Source organism: Micromonospora sp. NPDC049523, assembly GCF_040676775.1.
Lineage (GTDB): Bacteria > Actinomycetota > Actinomycetes > Mycobacteriales > Micromonosporaceae > Micromonospora_G.
The window spans coordinates 208,285-227,241 of sequence record NZ_JBFAPP010000005.1 but is presented as its reverse complement, the minus strand read 5'-3'; the positions used below and the strand labels follow the sequence as shown (position 1 = coordinate 227,241).

Genomic DNA, 18,957 nt, shown 5'->3' with positions numbered 1-18,957 from the left:
CGCTCTGTACCGCACACTGCATCACCCCTCACATGGTCATATCAATGACGATCACTCTCCCTGTTCCATCTCAACATCATCGTCACACCGGCGAAAACCGCCGGGAAGGGTCGGTTCTCCTGGCGCTCGGTTTCAGCGCCGGGTGTCGGCACGGCCTCGAACCGGCGTTGGTCAGAGCACCTGGGGCAGGTCCCAGGCCTGGTCGGCGCCGGTGACCTTGTCGACCGTCGGGCCGAGGACCGGCTTGACGATGGTCTGCTTGATCACCCAGTTGGTGGCCAGCAACTGGTAGCCGGCCTGGGTGGCGTAACGGGCACCCACCCAGTTCTGCACCCCGACCTTGTGGATGCTCGTCAGCTTGTACGCCCGCGCGAAGTCGCTCATCTTCTTCAGGAAGGTGGCCACCTTGCGCAGCAGGTTGGCGAGTTTCACCCCGACCGCCGCCGCCCGGGTCCCGGCCAGCGCCGCCTCCACCCCGGTGGCCGCGCCGCCCGCCAGCAGCGACGCGCCCGCGGTGATCCAGGCCGAGGCGAGCGCCACGATGATGGTGATGATCGCCCAGGCGATCAGCTCCTTGACGATCTGCTCGACCAGTTCCTGCGCCTGTCGAGCCCCCTCGGCCGACCCCTCCAGCAACTCCGCGGTGGCTACGAAGTGGTCACCGATCTCGGCCAACGACTGGTTGATCTGGCTCATCTGCGCGTTGAACGACTCGGCCGCCTCCCCCTCCCAGTAGGAGAGCAGGTCGGTTCGGGCGCCCACCTCGTCGAGGACGAACTGGTCCATCCGGGTCGCCGCGTCCCGCCACGCCTTCGCCTGGGCGTTGAGCAGGTCCGGGTCACCCGTCACCGCGTCCATCGGGTGGGCCAGGAACTCGACGATCGGCTTGATCACCGCGTACGCCGCACCGGCCGGGCCGAGATACTCCTCGATCCGCTCCGCGCCGCTCGGCGCCCGGGTCACTTCCCTCCCCCGAACCGGTCGGAGGCGGCCTGGTCGGTGCCCCGGTAGTTGTCCCGCATCTGGCGGAACGCCACCGCCAACTCGCCGAACACGTCCTCGCCGGTACGCAGCACCTCCAGCCCGTCCGTGGTGCGCTGCTCGTAGACCGTCGCGACCTCACGGGACTCCGGCAGCATCCCGAAGCTGTCCTCGCTCACGTCGGCGTCCACCAGCAGGGCGCGGGTGTTGCCGAAGGCCGTACCGAGGTCCTGCATCGCGTCCGCGTACCTGGTCATCGCGTCGAGATAGACCTTCACCGGTTGTGTCATGCCTGCTCCTCCCCAGGAGTACCCGCCGCCGGGCGGGGCGGGCCGATGGCTTCCGCCGCCCGCCGACCCGCGTTCGGCGGCCCGCCGATCAGGGCACAGACCGATCCGTCGGTGAAGACGACCAGGAACCGTCCTCGGCGGAGCACACCCGCCGGCGCCATGATCGCCCCGACGATAGCGTCCCGTGGCGATTCGTGGGTCAGCGTCGCGGCGTACTCCACCGGACCGAACCACCGGTCGGTCCAACTTCCACCGACGCGGTCGACCGTCTTGCGATCGGCGACCAGCAACCGGCTGTCGGTGACCGCGAGGGTGGGTGAGGTGGTCGCGTCGACCGCGTCGTACAGCCGTCGGGCCGGGCTGTCTTCCGGGCCGATCACCGCCCGGCCGAACGTTGCCCGCTGCAACAGGTTGCCCGGATGGGTGCCCAGGCCGAGCAGGATGGTCGGGTCGAGCAGGTTCTTCAGCTCGTCGGAAATGGAGACGTCGTCGGTCGTACCGACGTCCTTGATCAGCATCGCGGCGGTCAGCAACCGCTCCCCGGGCGCGAGGAGTGGACGCAGCGCCGGCTCAATGTGGAGCGTGTCATCCTTGGCCACCGGGCAAGAATGCCACCGCCCCAACCGGCCTCGCTATCCTGTCCACCCTGACCCGCCGTAGGGAAGCGGCGCCCTGTCATCGCATTCGGTTGCGCAGGGGCCCTCCTGGCGGCCGACACCCGCCGAGAGGATTCGACGTGCCCGACATCCGGAATCTGGAGGATCTCGCCGAGTACGCCCACCAGCAGGTGGCGCGGATCCAGCGGATGCAGGACGACCTCGCCGACCAGTACGGCACCGGCGAATCGCCGCGCGGCTACGTGCGGGCGCGCACCGGTCCGGGTGGCGCGATTCAGGAGCTGCGGATCGACCCCGGCGCGATGCGGCTGTCGGCGGAGGACGTCGCCGCGGAGGTCACCGCCGCCATCGGCGAGGCCCAACGGGAGTACGGCACCCGCGCGAACGAGATCATCGCCCCGGTGCTGGCGGCCGCGCCGAGCGAGGATTCGCTGGGCAAGCTGGACGAGGGCATGCGCCGGCTGGACGGCCTGATGGACGACCTGGACCGGGTGGCCCGACGGCGCGACCTGGACCGCTGAGCCGCGAGCCCCGACCGGCCTCCCGGTAGGCGAGGTGCGGTGACCCCGGCGCTCAGCGAGTGGTGTCGGGGTCGGCCGGCGGGGTGGTCGAGGAGGCCGGCGGGGCCGTGGCGGGCTGGTCGTCACCGGAGAGTGCCGCGCGCAGCCGCGCCTTCTCCTCCTGCCGCCGCTGGACCGCCCCGGCCACCTGCTGGGCCATCTCGTCACGCCAGGTCTTGAGCAGGAAGAAGGACGCCGCCGCCGAGAACACCACCGCCAGCATGAGCTTGAGGAAGATGCTCATGGGAACCGGCAGCAGCGCGGCCATGACCACCAGGAACAGCCCGACCCGGCCCAGCGTGTACTTCACGGCGGGACTCACGATTCCATCTCCGATCAACCCGTCCGGCGGTTCAACCACCGGACGCCGAAATACCAGATCAGCGTATATACCAGCGCGAACGCCCCGGCCGCCGCCGCGCCCGACACGATGGGCGGCGCTCCGGCAGCCAGCCCCGCGGCGAGCAGACCGGTGGTCAGCCCGACCCCGGCAGCCACCACGGCCGCCGCCGCCCTGGCCGGTCCCGGCCCCCATGCCCGGTACTCCTCGACGAAGAGCCAGGCCGGCAGGATCACCGCCAGCCAGCCGTTGGTCTTGCCGAAGTCGGCCAGGCCGATCGACTCGAAGGCCCAGTCGAACAGGACCAGCGCCAGCACACCGATGACCAGGCCGGCGAGGACCACGCCACCGAGATCGGCCAGGCCGGTGATCCTGCCGCTGTCGTCCCGCCGGGGAAAACTGCTCTGCGCTTCGCTCATGACCCGTCGAGGGTACGTCAGGTCGACCGCCGGTCCGCCGCCACGGCGCCCCGGCCCGCCCGCCGCGACCAGCGCACGGTCGCGTACGCGAGGGCCAGTACCGGCAGCAGGATCAGACCCCAGGGGTACGAGTGGGTGTGCGCGTAGAACACCTCCGGCTGGTCGGCGCCGAGCAACTCGCCCCGAACGGTGTACCGACCCCAGGTGGGCGCCCCGAACGTGACGGGCAGGTCGAATGTGCGCTCCTGACCGGGTGCCAGCAGGCCCACCGGGGGTGCCGCGACGATGACCGTGGTGCGGCCGGGCCGACCACTGGTCAGCGCCAGCCGGGGGCTCAGCACCGGCGCCTGACCAGGGTTACGTAGCGTCACCTTCACCGTACGGTGTGCCGGGCCGGCGAAGAGCGCGGCCCAGGGCGAACCCGCCCCGACGATCCGTACGCCGGACGCGGCCAGCTCGGTCGGGACCGGCGCGGCCGGCGGGGCGGTCCGCACCGGGACGCCCTTGACCGCCACCGGGGCGGTTCGGGTCTCGCCGCCGGCGACCGGCCGGACCCGGATCACGCACGGGCAGGCGCCCGGCGGCGCCGGCACCGTCAGCGCCACCGCACCGGAGCCGTCGGGCAGGACCGCGGCGCTCGCGGCCCCGCCCACCGCACAGTCGATCGAGCCCCGCTGGGCCTCGTTGCCGCAGAGTTCCACCTGCACGTTGCCGGCCGGCCAGCCGGCCAGCCGTACCGCGAGTTGGTCGCCGACCGCGACCTCGGCCCGGTCGAGCACGATGCTCGGCTCGGCCCGCGCGGCAAGCGCCGCCGGAGCATTTGCCGGCAGCGCGACGACGGCGGCGGCCCCGAGCGCGAGCACGAACCTGATCAACGGACGCGATCTAGGCACGGGCGTCGGCGCTCACGGCGTCACCGGTGGGCGCCTCGGACGGCCCGGCCGACGGCTTCCCGGCCGACGCGCCCGACGGCTTCCCAGCCCGCGTGGCGGTTGGCGCGGCGGTTGGCGCTGGCCCGGTCGGGCCGCCGTCGGGGACCGTGGTCGTGTTGCGGCGGCGACGCCACCACCGTGCGCCTACCACCGCGAGGACCAGGAGCACCAGGTACAGCAGCGTCCACGGCGGGGCCAGGACCGAGCTGGTACGGGTCGTCTGCGGCAACGCGCCCTGGCTGGTCGACGGGTCGACCTCCACCACACCGGTGACCAGCCCGGCCGGCAGTACGCCGTCGAGCCGCCGGGTCAGGGTGACCTGTGCGCCGGGCAGCAACTCCGGCAGGTCGAGCTGCTGGGTTCCGCCCAGCGGGAGGCCGAGCAGTCCGGTGGCACGCAGGCGTACCTTGCCGTTGACCCGGATGTTGCCGGTGTTGCGTACCCGGTAGGTGATCGTCATCGGGCCACGGGTGAACGGCAGCACCGGGTTGTCGTACGTCACCTGGGCCGACTCGACTTCGGCGGCTGCGGTGACCGGTCCGCCCACCCGCAGGTAGATCCGGGCCGCGACCCGCCGGTCCACGTTGACCCGCTGCCCCTCGGCGTCGACCCGCTGTTCGGCCACGGACGCGACGACCCCGGCGGCATGGTCCCCGGGGGCGGCGTTCGCCGGCACCGCGAGCCGGAACGGGACGATGACCCGCTGCCCCGGTTTGATCGTCAGGGGCTTGCGGTCGAAGCCGACCCAGGTGCCCGCGTCCTTCGCCGGCTGGCTCGCCGGCAGCAGCGCGAAGGCGCCGTCGGTCGCGGTGAACGCGTCGGTGGCGTACACCGTGAAGGTCAGCGGTTTGGCCGAGAGGTTGGTGATCGCGACGTGGTCGTCGACCTGCTGGCCGGGACCCAGGTCGTAGATGAACTGGTTGCGCCCGGTCGGGGCGGTCGCACTGGAGGGCTGCACCGCCCACCGGAACTCCTCCGGGGCCGAACCGGCGGGCGCGGGAGCGGACGGGCCCGGCGCGGCTCGCACCGGGGCGGGTGGCGGCGCCACGGCCAGCGCCGACACGGCGGCGGCGAGCAACAAGATGGCACGGACGCGTGGGCTACGGGCGGCGGTCATGGGTACGGCTCCCGGGTCGCAGAAACGGAGGTGCGGCGGGGGTGCCACGGGCTGGTGTGCCCGAGGTACCCCCGCCGTTGTCGTCCCAGCGGCGCGACGCCACCGTCCCCGTGGGGGGATCAAGGGGTGGCGCCGCACCGGTGGTCCCAGACCTTTGGCTGGTCAGACCCGGTGGATCAGACCAGCGTGAGGGTCAGGGTGGCGCTGTAGCTGCCCGGAGCCGCGGTGTCCGGGATGTCGAGCGTCAGCGCGGCGCCGCACTCGAAGACACCCGCGCTGCTGCCCTGCGCGGCGCTGCACAACGCGCGCGCGTCGCCCAGGCCGGCACCGGGGTTGGCCGCCGCACCCGCGACGACCGTGCCGGAGTTCTCGTCGACCTCGCTGGCGGTCGGCACCCAGCCGAGCTGGTTCGCCGCGATGGTGGCGCCCGCCGGCCCGACGAAGGGCTCGACCTGGCCGGTCAGGTTCCAACCGGCGTTGGTGCCGCGCAGGTCGGTCACCGTGGCCTTGTTCAGGGCACCGGTGGCCGCGCCGCCGACGACGCCACCGGTCAGGGCGACGGCGTTGCCGGCGACGGCGAGCGAGAACGCGCCCGGCGCCACGTCGGCGGTCAGTTCCTGGGTGGCGCTGAGGCTGCCCGGCACGGTGACCTGGACCGAGACGGCCGAGGAGGTGGACGGCGCGAACGCCGCCGCGTCCGCCGGGGTGAAGACGGCGGTCAGCGAGTTGGTGCCGGCCGAGAGGGCGTTGGTGGTGAGGGTGGCCGTGCCGTTCGAGACCGGGGCGCTGCCGAGCGAGGCACCGCCGCGGCGGAAGTCGACCGAGCCGGTGGCGGCGGCCGGGGCGACCGTGGCGGTCAGGGTGACGTTGGTGCCCAGCTCGACCGGACCGGCCGGGCTGGCGGCCAGCGCGGTGGTGGTCGGGGTGGCCGGCTCCACGGCGCCCTTGACCTTCCAGGCACCGCCGGTGACGGTGACGGCGGTCTCGAAGCGGTCCGGGTGGGGGCCGTTGACGCCGCTGATGCACTCGATCACGAACAGGTACTCGCCGTTGGCCGGTGCCGCGCCGAGGGCGGTGGTGATCGACCGGTTGGCGTCGAGGGTGAACGGAGCCTGGTCGTAGTTGCCGATGCTCGCGATCTTGTTCAGGTTCGCGACCTGGCCGCCGACCGGACCGAACCGCAGCACTGCCTGGTCGCCGAAGCCGGCCGGGCAGGCCGCCGACGTGGTCGCCCCGAGCAGCGCCGGGTTGGCGGCCACGTCACCGGTGGTGGGGTTGAGCGTGAGCGTACCCAGGGCGGCGGCCTGGGCGGGCGCTGCGACGCCGACCAGACCGACCACCGACAGCGCGACCGCGCCGGCCAGAGCGGCCGTACGGCCGAGCAGGGACTTGGTTGCCTTCATGGATCACTTCCTTCAGGAGAAGTGCGGTACGGCGGCTCTCCCTCATTGGGAGCGGTGACCGGCCGCAACTCGATCAGGCTGCACACGGGCTGTGACCCGCCGTGGAGGCCAACGTCTACGCCGGACATGCATAAGGAAAATTGCGGGTTACGGCCGAGCCGACGCGGGACTGACAATTCGCGGAATCGGATAGAGCCGTTGTGTTAATAGCAGATGTCAAACCAGGCCCCGCCTGGCAATTCGTCATTTCGGGTCGCCGCCGACCGGCCAGCCCCGATCGGCCGGTCGGCGTCGTCGCCTATCCGAACCGTCCGTGTACGTAATCGGAGGTACGAGGATCGCGCGGGCTGTCGAACATCAGCTCCGTCGGGCCGTGCTCGACAATGGCGCCGGGGGTGCCGTGTTCGGCGAGGAAAAAAGCGCACTGATTGGACACTCGCGCCGCCTGCTGCATGTTGTGCGTGACGATCACGATCGTCACCTCGGACACCAGTTCGGCGATGGTTTCCTCGATCCGGCGGGTCGAGGTCGGATCGAGCGCCGAACAGGGCTCGTCCATCAGCAGCACCCGGGGCCGGACCGCCAACGACCGGGCGATGCACAACCGCTGCTGCTGCCCGCCGGAGAGCGCACCGCCGGGCGACCGGAGCCGGTCGCGTACCTCCTTCCAGAGCCCGGCCTTGGTCAGGCACTCCTCCACCAGGGCGTCCTTGACGTCGCGATCGGCCCGGACGCCGGTCAGCTTCAGACCGGCGAGCACGTTGTCGTAGATGGACATGGTCGGGAACGGGTTGGGCTTCTGGAAGACCATGCCGACCTGGCGCCGGGCGTCGGTGATCCGCCGGGCCGACGCGTACAGGTCGTCGCCGTCGAGCAGCACCTCGCCGGCCAGGGTCGCCGACGGGATCAGCTCGTGCATCCGGTTGAGGATGCGCAGGAAGGTGGACTTGCCGCAGCCGGAGGGTCCGATCAGCGCGGTCACCTCGCCGGCCGCCATGGTCAGCGACACCCGGTCGAGCACCTTGTGCTGACCGAACCAGGCCGAGATCGACCGCGCCTCCAGTGCCGCCAGCGCACCGGGCGCGGCCGGATCGGCGGACAGCGTGAGGGTCTTGTCGAGAGTCACGTCGGCTCCGTAATCAGTAGAGGTTGGGCAGGACTCGGGCGACCTGGTCGGCGACGGCGAGGCCGAGCGCGCTGAGCAGCGGGGCACCGACCACCCACGCCTGCCAGCCGCCCCACCGGGCCCAGGCCCAACTCACCGCGTACGCGGCGATCAGCAGCGCCTGCCCCCACAGGAGCAGAGCGGTCCACGCGGTGGGATCACCGGCCATCGTCTTCTCCGCCCGGGTCAGCGACCCCGGGCCGATGCGCCGTTTCGGGGCCGGCTGGGCCTCGGAGACGAGGTCGGCGTCCACGTACACGACGTCGGTCGGCAGGTAGGGCCGGCCGGCGGCGGTGGCCAGCACCAGCCGGCCGGCACCGCTGGCGAGCCTCGGCGGTTGCGGTTCACCCCCGTGCCGTACGCCGATGACCCGGTACTCGTGCTCGCCCTGGCCGGTCACCACCATCACCTGGTCACCGGCGCGGAGCAGCGGCAGACCCTTGAACGGCCCGCCGTACGCCGCCCGCCGTCCCATGATCATGCTGGTGCCCGCCTGGCCCGGCAGGGGTGTGTCGCGGCGGTGTCCCGGCCCGTCCGCCAGCACCCCCGCGGTGGTCCCCTCGAAGACCACCTGCTGGGTGCCGAGCGCGGGGATGCGCAGCACCGCCACGGGCGCGCCGAGCCGGAGGATCTGGTTGTCGAAACCGCTCTGCCCGACCGGTGCCACGGCTTCGGCCAGGTCCTTGCGGAAGTCGGCGTACGCGACCTGCTGCGACCGGTCGTAACGGATCTCCGAGATCAACGTCAGGTGTACGACGAAGCCCAGTAGCAGCACGCCGAGCAGGGTGAGCACCACGCCGGTGATCCGTACCGCCGGGATTTCGGCGCCCCTGGCCGGACGCGGCGGTACGACGGCCGGCGGGGTGGCCGTGACGTCGGGTGGGGTCGGCGGGGTGACCGGACCCGCCGGTCGGTCGCCGGCCGGGGGCGCGGTCGGCGGGGTGGCGCTCACGGTCACGGCTGGACTCTCCTTCGACGACGGATCAGCGGTACCGCGGCACCGGCGGCGGCCAGTACGACCACCAGCGCGCCGAGCACCCAGGGCAGTGCCGTCCCGTCCCGTACGGGTTCGCCGGCCAGTCGGGCGTCGGCCGCCGGTGAGCCGGGTGGGGTCGAAGCCTCGGCCGGGGCGGGACCGGTCCGCGGCGGGCCGCTGTCGGTCGCCGGGGCGGTCACGGGGGCGGTCGCCGCCGGACCGACCGGGGCGGGCGGGTTGGTGCTGGAACCGGCCCGGGTGGGTGGTGCGGCGGGTGGTGCGGCCATTCCCTTGACCCGCCAGGTGTTGCCGCTGACGACGATCGAGGTGACGAACCGGTCGGGGTGCGGACCGAGGTCGCCGCTGACGCACTCGACGACGATCTGGTACTCGCCGTCCGTCGGCGGCTGACCCTGCGAGGTGAGCATCGACCGGTTGGAGGTCATGGTGAACGCCGCTTTGTCGTAGTCACCGGCCTGTCCCGGCCGCACGATGTTGCTGTACGGGCCGCCGACCGGACCGACCCGGAGCATCGCCGCCGCCCCGTACCGGGCCGGGCAGGGCGCCGGGGTGGTGGCCGAGACGAGCATCGGGTTGGCGTCGACGGTTCCGCTGGTCGGCTCGACCGTCAGCGGGCCGATGGCGCCGGCACGCCGGACCGGCACAGCCTCCGCCGCCCCTGCCGGCAGCCCGACCGCGGACACCGCGGCCGCCGCGAGCAGCACCGCCGTCGCGCGGCGATGCGGCGATTCCAGTCTGGACATTGCTCTTCCTTCCTCGTCACCGCTGGCCCGGCTACCGATCAGACGCCGTGTCCGCGCCGCCCCGGGCGGGTGACGCGTGGCGTCGGAGCCGGCCCGTGAGGGGTCGCGGGCCGGCTCGGACCGTTCAGTGGCCGCGGCGGCGCCGGGACAGCAGCAGGACGCCGACGCCGGTGCCGACGAGCACGGATCCGCCGGTGACCAGCGTCGGGATGGAGCTACCGGTCAGGGCCAGATCTCCGCCTCCGCCGCCACCCGGGTTCGGACTCTCGCTGGGCGTCGGGCTCGGTGATTCGCTGGGCGTTGCCGAGTTCGTCGGGGTCGCCGAGGCGGTCGGGGTTGCCGTGGGGGTGGCCGCCGTTATGACCCGGTACGGCACCTCGGGTGAATCCGAGGGCTCCCAGGCTGCCGGGTCGGTCGGTTCGAACCTGGCTGTCAGCGCGTACTCGCCGGGCGGCAGTGTGGTGGTCCGTACGGTCGCCGTGCCCTGCACGAGCTGGACCGGGTTGCCGATGGTCGAGGCGCTGCGGTAGATGAACTTCACCTTGCCCACTGCGGTAGCGGGCGTGACGGTCGCGGTGAGGACGACTTCCCCATGCTGTGTCGCCGAGCCCGTCGGCGTCACCACGAGCGTGGTGGTGGTCCGTACGGACGCGTCGGTGATCTCGTACTCAAGGGGTGCGGAGGTGGACGGTCCGTAGCTGGCACCTGCGGCGGGTACGAAGATCGCGGTGATCTGGTGCACCCCGTCGCCGAGCACGTCACCGCGTACGCTCGCCGTGGCCTCGCCCTCCGTCACCTCGGCCGGCTCGGCCAGGTCGATGGCGGTGCTGCCCTCCCCGGCCTTGAACTGGATGGTTCCGGTCGCGCTCGGCGGGGTCACCTGGGCGGTCAGGGTCACCAGTTCGTCCAGTCCGGCGGTGCCGGTCGGCGAGGCGGAAAGCGTGGTGGTCGTCGGCGTGTTCGTCGGGCCGCCACCACCCTTGACATGCCAGTTGGTGCCCTCGACGGTGATCACCGTCTCGAACTGGTCGGGGTGGTCACCCAGCGTCCCGCTGACACACGTGACGGTGATGCGGTAGTCGCCCGCCGTCATCGAATTCGGCTCGATCGCCTTGAGGATGGATCGGTTGGCGGCGAGCGTGAAGGGTTGCTTGTCGTAATCCCCGTCCGACGCGATCTTGGCCAGGTTGAAGAACGTGCCGGCGACCGGGCCGACCTTCAGGACGGCCTGGTCACCGAAGCCGGCCGGGCAGGCCGCCGGGGTCGAGGCTCCGATCAGTGCCGGGCTGGCGCCCAGCGTGCCGTTGGTCGGGTTGAGGGTGAGCGCGCCCAGCACGGCGGCCTGTGCCGACGGGGCGAGCCCGACCAGCACGGCACCGGTCATGGCGGCGACGCCGAGTATCCCGGCCGCGACCATCGACGCGCCGGCTCGGTGGACGAGGCGGGTGAGCCTGTTCACGAGATTCCTTTCTCTGATGGGAAACACGACCGTTCTCCGTCGGGGAAACACGGCCGGGCGGCCGGAGGTCCACATAGGACTTCCGGCCACCCGCCCGCGCAATGGCGCGATATGTCAACCGATCACGATGTAGCAGATCTGCGAGTGGGAGGGCTTGTGCAGGCGCGGGTCGTCCGGGGTGAACGTCGCTTCGAGCTTGAGCAGGCCACCGGGCAGCGCGGTGGTCGACACGGTGGCCTTGCCGTTGGTCACCGGCGCCGTACCGACGCTGGTGGAGTCGGCGAAGAACTCGACGGTGCCGGCCGCGTTCGGGGCGACGGTCGCGGCCAGGGTCACCTTCTGGCCCTTGAAGGCGAACAGGATCGGCTTGGCGGTGAGCCTGGTGCTGGTGGCCGCCGCGCTCTTCACGGCCCAGTTGCCGCCGGTGACGCCGATGAGCGTGGAGAAGTTCTTCGGGTACGTCCCGGTCTCGCCACCGGAGCAGGTGATCGTGACCTCGTAGGTGCCGTCGGCGGGGGTGGCGCCGAGAGCGGTGGCGAGCGACCGGTTGGCGGCCAGCGTGACCGGCGCCTGGTCGTAGCCGCTGTCGCTGCTGATCCGGGCGAGCAGGTTGTACGGCCCACCGACCGCGCCGACCCGCAGCGACACGTTGTCGCCGTACCCGGTCGGACAGGCGGCCGAGGCGACGGCGCTCGTCACGAACGGGTTGTCGGTCACGCTGCCGCTGGCCGGTGACAGTGCGATGGTGCCGAGAATGGGGCTTTCCGCCTGCGCGGGCCCGGCGAAACCGGCCAGCGCAAGGGTCACGATCGCGGCGGTCGACAGCGCTGCTGCCGCCCGGCCGAGCAGAGACTTGGCCTTGCTCACGAAGCACTTCCTCTCTCGGTACGGTCCTGCGGTTCCTCGAAGAAACGGTTTGACGCAAATACCGGATTCGAGCCACAAACCCCGCTGTGGTGAATCGCAATCAGCATTCCTGGCGGGCCGGGAATACGAACACCCGAACTGTTCAAACGTTTCGTGCTCGAATGCCTCGCCATCGTGAAGGCCAGATGAACGCGTGGGAGCGGTGGTCGAAGGGGCGGGTGGCGTCGCGCCCGTGGCCGGTTGTGCCGTCCACGGGCGCGACGTCGTTCACCGGATCAGACCCGGGCGATGGACCGGATCAGGGAACCGATCGTCAGAGGTTGCCGCGCAGCGAGGTGTCGCCACAGTTGGCGGCGGCACCGAAGCCGTACTGCTGGATCAGGGTGGTCTGCAGGCACACCAGCGAGTCCGAGCCGGTGAAGACCGCGTCGATGGTGGCGTTGGTCAGGTCGGCGGTCGGCACGATGTTGTAGACGTCGCGACGCAGCGGGAAGCTCGTGTTCAGCACCTCGTTCGGCGGGGTGGTCCCGGTCGCGTACGGCGAGACACCACCGATCCGGCCGAGGTCCGACGGGCCGCGGCGGTCCTCGACGCCCGGCAGGCCGTTGCCCTGCGCGATGTGCTGGGCGATCGAGAACGGCAGGATGTAGTCGTTGTGCCCGGTCAGCACCCGGCCGTCGTGCTCCTGGATCGGGTCCACGCCGGTACCACCCTGCGACGGCGGCACGAGGCACTCGTAGTCACCGGCGGCGATCTCCGCGTCGGTGATGCCCATCTGCTGGTTCCAGAACTGCCGGGTGCCCGAGCCTGCCTGGAGCAGCAGCGGCTGCACGTCGACACCGGCGATGTCGCTGACGACGCACTTGTAGATGTTGCGCAGCTGGCCGAGGCTCATGTTGATCGGCAGGTCGCTGCTCTGGTTGATGGCGAACGTCACGGCGTCCACGCCGAACGGGATCCAGGCGCCGTTGCCGCTCGGGGTGTGGGTGGTGCTGCTGGACGAGCGGGCGAAGTCGACACAACCGGCGATCGGGTTGCCCGCGGTCTCCGAGTCGCGCAGCGAGGTACGGCCGGCGCCGGACCCGTTGGGGCGGCTGAAGGAGCAGCCGGCGGCCTTGGTCTTGATGGAGGCCGTGCCCCGCGCGTCCCAGGAGGCGATGACCTTGTTGCCACCGATGGTGATCGCGTTCCCCAGCCCGTTCAGTACGTCCTGGGTGGTGTCCGAGCCGGTGCCGGCCAGTGTCCGGTAGTCGGTGATCGGGTCCGGGTCGGCGACGGCCGGGTTGGCCACCAGCGCGACGGCGACAGCGGCGCCGAAGGCTACCGCGAACGCCTTGCCGAAGGACTTAACCTGCATTGTTCTCCCTTTCTGAGAGAGACAGGAGGTTCGGCCCATTTCCATACTTGAATGGGCCACGACCAGCATTCACCGACTCCCGAAGACATCGACACCCGTATTTCGGAAACGTTTCGCGCCCAATACTTCGCCCGCATGAAGGCCAGATGAATCCAACTGACTACGCTCGGTCATCAGCGGCGCCCTGCGGGGTGGGCGACCTGGAGCGGCCTCGTGCTCGCGGCCGTGGATCCGGCCGCGAGCACGAGCTTGCCGTGGTACGTCACCAGCCGACGACGGCCGGCCCGCCACCGCTCAGAGCGTGCCCCGCAGCGAGGTGTCGCCACAGGTCGCGGCGGCACCGAAGCCGTAGCGCTGGATGACGGCGGTGTTCTGGCAGACCAGCGAGTCCGCGCCGGTGAAGACCTGGTCGATCAGGCTGTTGCCCAGGTCGGCGGTGGGCACGATGTTGTACACGTCCCGGCGGAACGGGAAGTTCGTGTTCAGCGTCCGCGGGTTGGACCCGGTCGCGTACGGCGAGGCGCCGCCGATGCTGCCGAGGTCCGACGGGCCACGCCGGTCCTCGACGCCCGGCAGGCTGTTGCCCTGCGCGATGTGCTGCGCGATCGAGAACGGCAGCAGGTAGTCGAGGTGTCCGGCCAGCACCCGGCCGTCGTGCTCCTGGACCGGGTCCAGGCCGGTGCCGCCCTGTGCCGGCGGCAGCAGGCACGGGTAGTCGCCGAGCGCGATCTCCTGGTCGGTGATGCCCATCTGCTGGTTCCAGAACTGCCGGGTACCGGAGCCGGCCTGGAGCAACAGCGGCTGGACCGGGGTGCCGGCGATGTCCTCCATGATGCAGCGGTAGATGTTGCGTAGCTGCCCGACCGGCATGTTGATCGGCAGGTCGCTGGTCTGGTTGATCACGAAGGAGACGGCGTCGACGCCGAACGGGATCCAGACACCGTTGCCGCTCGGGACGTTGGTGGTGCCGCTGGACGAGCGGGCGAACTCGACGCAGCCGGCGATCGCGTTGCCAGCGGTCTCCGAGTTACGCAGCGTCGTACGACCGGCGCCGGAGCCGTTCGGGCGGGCGAACTCGCAGCCGGTGGCCTTGGTCTTGATGTTCGCCGAGCCACGCGCGTCCCAGGACGCGATGACTTTGCTGCCACCGATGGTGATCGCCTCGGCCAGTCCGTTCATCGCGTCCTGGGTGGTGTCCGACCCGGTCCCGGCGAGCTGCCGGTAGTCGGTCGCCGAGCTCGGGTCGGCCACGGCCGGGTTGGCCAGCAGCGCGATCGCGAGGGCCACACCCCCGACGATGCCGGCCGTTCTGCCGAAAATCTTCACCTGCATTGTTCTCCCTTTCGAAAGAGACAGCACCCGCCTCTGAAATTCGGTGGGCCGTCAGGAGCATCAGTCTCGGAGAGCACTTCTCGATACCGTGATCAAGGGAACGTCAAGTGCGTATTGTTTCGCCAACATGTAGGCCGAATGAATCGATGAGAGCAATTAGGTGCGAGGCGGGGCAGAACTGTTCGACGGCGACCTGCGATATCCGCGCAGCCACATGGCCGGACCGGCGACGATGCTCGCCAACCCGAGCCCGAGGACAACGAGGATGAGGAAACGGATCCACCCGACCGGCTGTCCCAGGGTCAACGTCGTCTGCGCCACGGGCGTCGGCGGGACGGCGCTGGGACTCGGGCTCGCGGTGGCACTCGGTGCCGGCGGCGCACCCGGGGTCGGCGGCTTCGGGTTGGCCGCCGGTGGCGGCGGCGGTGGGCTCTCGGTGTCGGTCGGGGACGGCGTGGGCGCGGTGTAGTTCTCCACCTCGGTCGCGGCGGCGAGGGTCCGGTCCCGCAACGGCTGCGGCAACGGGACGTACCCCGGAGGCAGTTGTCCCAACTGCACGCCGGGCACCTGACCGGTGGTGGCGGCGTGGCGCAGCAGACGGGCGTAGTCGGTCCGCTGGTCCTTCGGCAGACCGAGGTTCACCGCCGCGTACGTCAGCATCGCCAGCGGGTAACCGCCGGTCACCGGCTTGTGCGGATTGTTCTGCGTCACGCCCTCGACCGCGCTCGGCTCGGCGGCGTTCTGCACCTGCGCGAGCAGGCTCGCCTGGGTCGGCCCGACGAACTCCCCTGCGCGGTTGCGCAGTTGCGCGGTGGGCAGCGCGTACCGGGCGGCGGACGCCGCGTCGGTGATGGACAGCATGAAACGCTGCCCGACGGGCTGCGGCGGATCCGACTTCCAGCAGTCCTTCTGACCCGGCGGGCAGTCACCGTTGATCACCCAGTTCTGCGCCCCGGACTGGCCGCGCAGGGTCTGGCTGGCGGCCTTGCGCAGGGTGTCCACGTACGGCGAGATGTGCGTGGCGCAACGCTCGGGCGCCGTACCGTCGTCTGGTTCGTCCCCGTCGTCGGGACCGTCCGGGATCACCGGACCGTCGATGTCGAAACAGTTCGGGTCGGCCTTCGGGAAGTTCGCCGGCGCGGTACCCCCGGCGAAGACGGGCAGGAAGTTCGGGTTGACCGTCATCCCCGACGGGTCCTTGGCGCCGGCGAGCCAGGACACCGCCTCCTGATCGGACAGCACCCACTGCCAGACCTGGTGTGCCAGCGCCGAGTTGCCGTCGGTGACCAGGATCCCGGACGGGTGGAAGTTCGTCTCGAACCTGGCGAAGACCGGATTGAGATCGAGGAACTCCGGATCCTGGCGCAGACTCGGGTACGTCACCCGGTCGCCGACCGCGCCCTGCACGATCTCCCTGGAATAGGACTGGGTGAGCAGCTTCGCGACCAGCCGTGGCGTCAACTTCAGATCGCGGACCTGCACGTTGGCCAGTTCCTGGTCGACGTCCGGCGCAGTCTGTGGAACCCGCCCCTCGATCTGGAATGTGATCACCGCCGCGCCGAGGGCGACCGGGGCGTGGACGATCGGTGGGTCGTACTCGGTTCGGACCACCGGGTCGGTGACGTACGCCAGACCGACCGGTGCGCCGAACACCTCGGTGCGCAGTTGTTGGCTCGCCTCGACGTCGCCCATCGGGTTGAGCACCAGCGGCGGCCGACTGCTGCCGGCGCACAGGGCGCCGTACCAGGACGCGGCCGCGTCCTCCATCAGATGCGAGCCCACCGTCTGCCGCAACTCGCTGTTCTCCGCGCAGAAGCTGCCCACCGGCTCGAACTCGAGCGGGAACACGATCCGGTCGGCGAAGAAGGTCGCCGACAACGGTGACCCGTCGACGACCCGACCACCCTGGGCGTTGCCGTCGAGCGGCTCGCCGTTCCAGTCGTACCCACCCCGCGGTACGACGACCAGCCAGCAGGGTCGGCCCTTGGTCGAGCCGTCGGTCTGCTGGATCGGGTCCCCGCAGCCCAGGTCCCGCTCCTCGGTGGTGGTCTGGAGTTCGAAGGTGGCGCGACCGGTGCCGTCACGTGCCGTACGTCCGAACGGGAGTTCGTTGGTGGTGTTCCGGTCGAAGTAGTTCTCGATCGGCGGGACCCAGGCGGGTTCCCCGAACGGGCTGGTCCCCCACGTCTGCCGATCGCCCTGGGCCGACCGGAACGGCGGATACTCGGCACCGTCGGGCAGCCGGACGCCTTCGGGCAGGGCGGCCTCGGCCGGGTCCACCTCGCGTACTCCGCCGCTGGCCTGGAAGCTTGCCCTGACCCGGCGGTGCAGGGCGTCCGGCCCGGTGAAGAGTTCCGTCGGGTTCGCCCCGCTCGCGCCCCACAGGCAGGTCTCCCGGAAGTCCGGGGCGTCCGGGTCCGGCCCCCAGCACTGCATGACCTGGAGGAAGTTCTTGCCGAAGTAGCGGACCGGCTCGGTCGGTTCGCCACCCTTCCAGGTGACGGTGATGGCCTGGTTGACCAGGCTCTTCGTCTGCGAGACCGTGACCTGGAGCGCGGAGAAGTCCTGGTACTTGCCCGGCCGACCGTGTTTGGTCATGGCCGACTCGGTCGGGGTGTCCGCGACCTGCGCCGCGAGCACCGGCCGGTGGCCGTCCGGTGCTCCGGTCACCAGCAGCGCGAGCGGTGCCACCAGCACCGCCAGCACCGCCGCGGTCAGCCTGCGGCGTACGGGGGCCGCGCCCCGGACCCGCGTCACCGATTACCCCGTATGTCGCCGGCCGAGGTCGAACCGGCCCGGCGGAAGATCAGCGGCGGGCCGACGACCAGCGCGATCAGGAGCAGTGCGGCCAGCACCATCATCGTGTGCCGCAGTTGCCAGCCGCCCTCACCGTCGAGCGACACCGGCACTCCGGCGACGAACTGTTCGCCACCACCGTCGCCGCCGCCGATCACCTCGCCGGTGTCCGGGTCGACGGCCGCCGGGGCGCCCGTGGTCGGCTGAGCCGTACCCGGGGTGTTGTTCTGGTTGGTGGCGCCGGTGCCGGTGTTGCCGCCGCCGGTGCTGTTCTGGCTGTTTCCGCTGGTGGCCGTGTTCTGCCGGGCGCCGCCGGTGCCGGTCACGCACTGCGTCGGCCCCCGCTGGTCGCAGGGCTCGGGGTCCTTCGCGTTGCGCACGAGCAGGTTGGTGCCGTCCGGGGAGAAGGTCGGGTTCTTGCAGTTCTCGATTTTGATGTCCTCGTGCACGGCGCCCGGAATCCGCTCGACCTGCAGGAGGCCTGCCTCGACCAGGTTTTTCGGCAGCGGCGAGTAGCCGAGTGAGTCGGCCGACTGTTGGCCGGTGCAGAGGAAGTAGTAGGCGAACTTCGCCAGGGTGTAGCCCTTGTCCAGGGTCAGCCCGGATTCGAGCGCGATCGGGATGATCATGTACGAGTAGGACGAGAGCGGGTACGACCGCTTGTCCGAGTTGCTGTAGACGCCGCCGAGCTTCTGGGTCAGGTCGACCCGGTCGATCTCCGCCTTGGTCAGTGCCACCGCCACGCTCGTCGCCCTAGGCTCGATGTAGTAGCCAGCCGAATTCAGCACCTTCGCGACCGGGAACTGGTTCTTCAGCGCGTACGAGTACTCGACGTAGGTGATGGCGCCCTCGGCGTAGGGCTGCGCCACGTACGAGGAGACGCCGTTGGACTGGGACTGCCCCACGAAACCGGCACCCGGCTTGGTCGGGAAGTTGGACAGGACGTTGCACTGTTGCTCGTTGCGCAGCGCGGTGCAGTACGGCCGCCAGATCCCCGGATGCTGGCTGTTCATCCAGATGACGAACTGGGCGGTGGTGCCGGACCCGTCCGAGCGCACCACCGGGATGATCTTCCGGGAGGGGAGCGCGAGTCCCGGGTTGTCCGCCTTGATCGCGGCGTCGTCCCACTGCTTGATGGCCCCGGTGAAGATCTTCGTGATCACCTCGCCGGAGAGGCGGAGGTTGGTCACCCGCTTGCCACCGATCTTCAGGTTGTACATGAACGACGTGCCGCCGGCCACGATCGGCATGTACGCGTACTTCCGGGTCGAACCGTCGCCTTCGAGTCCGTACGGGATCTCGGAGACCGCGTAGTCGACCGTCCCCTCCCGGAAGTTGTTCCGGCCCACGGTGGAGCCGCCGCCGCTGTAGTTGATCGTCATCCCCTGCTGCCGGACCGCCGCCCGCCACGCGTTGAGCGCGTTCTCGCTCCAGGTCGAGCCGCTGCCGCTGACCGCCACGTAGTTGCGGCCGCTGGGGGCGGGTGCGGCGGCGGTCGCCGGTGCGACCCACAGCGCCGTCACGGCAACCGCCGCGAGGGCGAGCAGCCCCGCACCCGCCCGCCTGCGCCAACCCGCGCCTG

At 70.9% G+C, this 18,957-nt stretch carries 18 protein-coding genes; 1 reads left to right on the top strand and 17 read right to left on the bottom strand.

Annotated elements, in window-relative coordinates:
• Positions 1-171 precede the first annotated feature (171 nt).
• Genes AB0J90_RS09780 through AB0J90_RS09770 form a run of 3 tightly spaced genes read right to left on the bottom strand, consistent with a single transcriptional unit; the run spans position 172 to position 1,870 of the window.
• Positions 172-963: a WXG100 family type VII secretion target gene (locus AB0J90_RS09780; RefSeq protein ID WP_363594036.1), complete on the bottom strand. Its 792-nt coding sequence runs from the start codon at positions 961-963 to the stop codon at positions 172-174.
• Complete coding sequence (locus AB0J90_RS09775; RefSeq protein WP_363594034.1) at positions 960-1,271, bottom strand: hypothetical protein; 312 nt, start codon at positions 1,269-1,271, stop codon at positions 960-962. The genes AB0J90_RS09780 and AB0J90_RS09775 overlap by 4 nt, the downstream gene beginning before the upstream one ends.
• Complete coding sequence (locus AB0J90_RS09770; protein ID WP_363594032.1) at positions 1,268-1,870, bottom strand: hypothetical protein; 603 nt, start codon at positions 1,868-1,870, stop codon at positions 1,268-1,270. The genes AB0J90_RS09775 and AB0J90_RS09770 overlap by 4 nt, the downstream gene beginning before the upstream one ends.
• Before the next feature lie 137 nt (positions 1,871-2,007).
• On the opposite strand from AB0J90_RS09770, the gene AB0J90_RS09765 reads away from it, so the two are divergent.
• Positions 2,008-2,409, top strand: coding sequence for a YbaB/EbfC family nucleoid-associated protein (locus tag AB0J90_RS09765; protein WP_363594030.1), 402 nt, complete (start codon positions 2,008-2,010; stop codon positions 2,407-2,409).
• Between the two features lie 52 nt (positions 2,410-2,461).
• Here the strand turns inward: AB0J90_RS09765 and AB0J90_RS09760 are convergent, their stop codons facing one another.
• The 14 genes from AB0J90_RS09760 to AB0J90_RS09695 form a co-directional block, all read right to left on the bottom strand.
• Complete coding sequence (locus tag AB0J90_RS09760) at positions 2,462-2,770, bottom strand: DUF4229 domain-containing protein (protein WP_363594028.1); 309 nt, start codon at positions 2,768-2,770, stop codon at positions 2,462-2,464.
• A 14-nt stretch (positions 2,771-2,784) separates the two neighbouring features.
• Positions 2,785-3,207 carry a hypothetical protein gene (locus AB0J90_RS09755; RefSeq protein WP_363594026.1) on the bottom strand — a complete coding sequence of 141 codons (423 nt, stop codon included), beginning with the start codon at positions 3,205-3,207 and terminating at the stop codon, positions 2,785-2,787.
• 17 nt (positions 3,208-3,224) lie between these two features.
• Positions 3,225-4,082, bottom strand: coding sequence for a hypothetical protein (locus AB0J90_RS09750; RefSeq protein WP_363594024.1), 858 nt, complete (start codon positions 4,080-4,082; stop codon positions 3,225-3,227).
• Positions 4,083-4,092: 10 nt separating this feature from the next.
• Complete coding sequence (locus AB0J90_RS09745) at positions 4,093-5,256, bottom strand: DUF916 domain-containing protein (RefSeq protein WP_363594022.1); 1,164 nt, start codon at positions 5,254-5,256, stop codon at positions 4,093-4,095.
• A gap of 176 nt (positions 5,257-5,432) precedes the next feature.
• On the bottom strand, positions 5,433-6,659 hold the full coding sequence (locus AB0J90_RS09740) for an Ig-like domain repeat protein (RefSeq protein ID WP_363594019.1): 1,227 nt from the start codon (positions 6,657-6,659) through the stop codon (positions 5,433-5,435).
• Between the two features lie 298 nt (positions 6,660-6,957).
• Positions 6,958-7,680, bottom strand: a complete 723-nt coding sequence (locus AB0J90_RS09735; protein WP_363594372.1) for a phosphate ABC transporter ATP-binding protein — start codon at positions 7,678-7,680, stop codon at positions 6,958-6,960.
• Positions 7,681-7,798: 118 nt separating this feature from the next.
• A complete protein-coding gene (locus AB0J90_RS09730) occupies positions 7,799-8,782 on the bottom strand; it encodes a class E sortase (RefSeq protein WP_363594017.1) in 984 nt (327 codons plus the stop codon).
• Positions 8,779-9,564, bottom strand: coding sequence for a hypothetical protein (locus AB0J90_RS09725; protein WP_363594015.1), 786 nt, complete (start codon positions 9,562-9,564; stop codon positions 8,779-8,781). The genes AB0J90_RS09730 and AB0J90_RS09725 overlap by 4 nt, the downstream gene beginning before the upstream one ends.
• Before the next feature lie 124 nt (positions 9,565-9,688).
• Complete coding sequence (locus AB0J90_RS09720) at positions 9,689-11,023, bottom strand: Ig-like domain repeat protein (protein WP_363594013.1); 1,335 nt, start codon at positions 11,021-11,023, stop codon at positions 9,689-9,691.
• 114 nt (positions 11,024-11,137) lie between these two features.
• Positions 11,138-11,890 carry an Ig-like domain repeat protein gene (locus AB0J90_RS09715; protein WP_363594011.1) on the bottom strand — a complete coding sequence of 251 codons (753 nt, stop codon included), beginning with the start codon at positions 11,888-11,890 and terminating at the stop codon, positions 11,138-11,140.
• Between the two features lie 313 nt (positions 11,891-12,203).
• A complete protein-coding gene (locus tag AB0J90_RS09710) occupies positions 12,204-13,247 on the bottom strand; it encodes a hypothetical protein (protein ID WP_363594009.1) in 1,044 nt (347 codons plus the stop codon).
• 294 nt (positions 13,248-13,541) lie between these two features.
• Positions 13,542-14,579, bottom strand: a complete 1,038-nt coding sequence (locus AB0J90_RS09705; protein WP_363594007.1) for a hypothetical protein — start codon at positions 14,577-14,579, stop codon at positions 13,542-13,544.
• Between the two features lie 156 nt (positions 14,580-14,735).
• Positions 14,736-17,336, bottom strand: coding sequence for a hypothetical protein (locus AB0J90_RS09700; RefSeq protein ID WP_363594005.1), 2,601 nt, complete (start codon positions 17,334-17,336; stop codon positions 14,736-14,738).
• Complete coding sequence (locus tag AB0J90_RS09695; protein WP_363594003.1) at positions 17,333-18,898, bottom strand: phosphate ABC transporter substrate-binding protein PstS; 1,566 nt, start codon at positions 18,896-18,898, stop codon at positions 17,333-17,335. Before AB0J90_RS09695 ends, AB0J90_RS09700 begins: the two co-directional genes overlap by 4 nt.
• Positions 18,899-18,957: the final 59 nt, after the last annotated feature.